The sequence below is a fragment of the Huintestinicola sp. genome, from assembly GCF_051882455.1.
Classification (GTDB): Bacteria; Bacillota; Clostridia; order Oscillospirales; family Ruminococcaceae; genus Huintestinicola.
Genome location: NZ_JBJERV010000036.1, coordinates 1 through 2,702 on the forward strand (window position 1 = coordinate 1; position 2,702 = coordinate 2,702).

Sequence of the window (2,702 nt, forward strand, 5' to 3'; positions counted from 1 at the left end):
GAAGTAAGACTCATCAAGGATGTTACTCCTATTCCCCACAACGGATGCCGTCCTCCCAAGAGAAGACGTGTCTAATTTGCAGGAGGTGTTATTGAAATGGCTGTAAATAAAGAACCTATCCTTAAGAGATGCAGATACCTTGGCATCAGCCCTATGGTAATGGGTATCTCCAAGGAATCCAACAGAAATCCCGGTGGTAACAACAGAAAGAAGACTTCCGAATACGGCATGCAGCTGAAGGAAAAGCAGAAGCTCAAATTCATCTACGGAGTACTTGAGAAGCCCTTCTACCACTATTTTGAGATCGCTTCCAAGATGGAAGGCAAGGCCGGTGATAACCTTATCACTGTTCTTGAATCAAGACTTGACAACGTAGTTTACAGAATGGGTCTTTCTCTTACAAGACGTGAAGCAAGACAGCTTGTTTCCCACAGACATTTTACTGTAAACGGCAAGCGTGTTGATATTCCTTCTTACAGAGTTAAGGAAGGCGACGTTATAGCTCTCTACGAGGGAAGCCGTGACAGCGCTAAGTTCAAGGATGTTGTTGAGCAGACTGCAGGCAGAGTAGTTCCTATGTGGCTTGAAGCTGATAAGGCTAATTTCGCTGCTAAGGTTGTACGTATGCCCAAGACTGAGGATCTCGATTACGAGACCGAAACACACCTTATCGTTGAGCTTTACTCCAAGTAATAGCGAAACTGTTCTACTTGACTTTGCGAATATAGGAGGGTTTTATAAATGCTTGAAAAAATCGAAAAGCCGGAAATTGATACCGTCAAGCTGGAAACCAACGGCACATACGGTATGTTCGTACTCGCTCCTCTGGAGCGCGGCTATGGTACTACTCTGGGCAACAGCCTCAGAAGAGTACTGCTCTCCTCGCTTCCGGGTGTTGCCGTTACATCTGTAAAGATCGACGGCGTTCACCACGAATTATCAACTATCCCCGGAGTTAAGGAAGATGTCACTGAGATCATCCTTAACCTTAAGGGACTCACAGCAAAGCTTTACGGCGAAGGTCCTAAGACGATCTATATCGAAGCTGAAGACGAATGCGTCGTTACAGCAGGCGATATCAAGACCGATTCTGAGGTTGATATCCTTGTTCCCGATATGCACATTGCTACTCTCGACAAGGATGCCAAGCTGTATATGGAAATCACCATAGACCGTGGCAGAGGATACGTTCCCGCTGAAAAGAACAAGCAGCTTTTCAATCTCGGTCTTGATGTGATCGCTGTTGACTCCATTTACACGCCTGTACTGAAAGTAAATTTCCGTGTCGAGGATACCCGACTCGGTCAGGTTACGGATTACGATAAGCTTATCCTTGAGGTATGGACAGACGGTACCGTATCTGCAAAGGAAGCCGTATCTCAGGCAGCCAATCTCCTCATTGAGCATCTGAAATTGTTCAGCAATCTCTCAGACGAATCCTCTATCACAGAAATGATGGTAGAAAAGGATGACAAGGGTAAGGAAAAGATCCTTGAGATGACCATTGAGGAACTTGACTTGTCAGTACGTTCATTCAACTGCTTGAAGCGTGCGGGAATCAATACCGTTGAAGATCTGATAAGTAAATCAGAAGAAGAAATGATGAAAGTTAGAAATCTTGGTAAGAAGTCCTTCGATGAAGTTAAGGAAAAGCTCCAGTCACTTGGATTTGACCTTAATACCGAAGAAGAATAACTTTTTCTCCAATATTATGATAGGTAAGGAGTGATCATAATGCCGGGAACCAGAAAACTGGGCCGAACAAGCGACCATAGAAAGGCTATGCTGAGAGCTATGGTTACATTCCTGCTTGAAAATGGCAGAATCGAAACTACAGTCACAAGAGCTAAGGAAGTTCGTGCAATGACTGAAAAAATGATTACAACAGCAAAGACAAATGATCTTCACAACAAGCGTCAGGTGCTTGCTTATGTTACTAAGGAAGACGTTGTTAAGAAGCTGTTTGATGAAATCGCACCTAAGTATGCTGACCGTAACGGCGGTTACACAAGGATCGTAAAGGTTGGTCCTCGCCGTGGCGACGCTGCTGAGATGGCAGTTATCGAACTTGTTTAAGTTTGACTGAAACTTTTACTTCCCCTTCGCTGAGTTTCTGCGGAGGGGATTTTTTTCTGCGAAAGTAGGTGTCAAGGTATGGAAATTAAGATGAATTCTTTAACTGCGGAACTGTTCCTGGAACTTTATAGATCGGTAGGTTGGGAGCCGCCCTGTGCCGAGCAGGTGAAGAAAGCTCTCGAAAACACATTAGCGACCTTTACAGCATATGATAACGGCAAACCCGTTGCAATGGTCAGACTTATCGGTGATGGCGGAATGTCTTTTTATATCAAGGATTTTGCGGTTATACCCAAATATCAGTCAAAAGGCGTGGGTTCGATGCTCATTGACAGTCTGGAAAGCTATATAAGAGAAATTATTGCTCCCGATTGGGCGGTAAGCCTTGAATTGATAAGCACGAAGGAAGCTGTGCCGTTCTATAAGAAAAAGGGCTTTGAAGAAAGACCTTGTGAGTGGGACGGACCCGGAATGTTCAAGATGATAAGATAAAAATCCCCGAGAAAGAAATATTTCTCGGGGATTTCAGCTTGTCGAAAAAGTTAATAAATTAATATAGCAAAATAAACTGTAGTTCCAAATCGGAGCAAAAGTTTCGCTCAAGCCTTTTCCAAAGGCTTGCAGGT

The 2,702-nt window shown here is 44.0% G+C and carries 5 protein-coding genes; all 5 read left to right on the top strand.

The genetic code is table 11. From position 1 onward, the window contains the following. Positions 1-75 (top strand): 30S ribosomal protein S11 (rpsK, locus tag ACI4J0_RS05360; RefSeq protein ID WP_439764787.1); only part of this gene is annotated, 75 nt, incomplete at its 5' end. 21 nt (positions 76-96) lie between these two features. Continuing rightward, positions 97-693, top strand: a complete 597-nt coding sequence (gene rpsD / locus ACI4J0_RS05365) for a 30S ribosomal protein S4 (RefSeq protein WP_439764783.1) — start codon at positions 97-99, stop codon at positions 691-693. 48 nt (positions 694-741) lie between these two features. Further along, entirely contained in the window at positions 742-1,695 is a 954-nt protein-coding gene (locus ACI4J0_RS05370; RefSeq protein ID WP_439764784.1) for a DNA-directed RNA polymerase subunit alpha, read from the top strand. 39 nt (positions 1,696-1,734) lie between these two features. Then, a complete protein-coding gene (gene rplQ / locus ACI4J0_RS05375; protein ID WP_439764785.1) occupies positions 1,735-2,076 on the top strand; it encodes a 50S ribosomal protein L17 in 342 nt (113 codons plus the stop codon). 78 nt (positions 2,077-2,154) lie between these two features. Continuing rightward, entirely contained in the window at positions 2,155-2,568 is a 414-nt protein-coding gene (locus tag ACI4J0_RS05380; RefSeq protein ID WP_439764786.1) for a GNAT family N-acetyltransferase, read from the top strand. Positions 2,569-2,702: the final 134 nt, after the last annotated feature.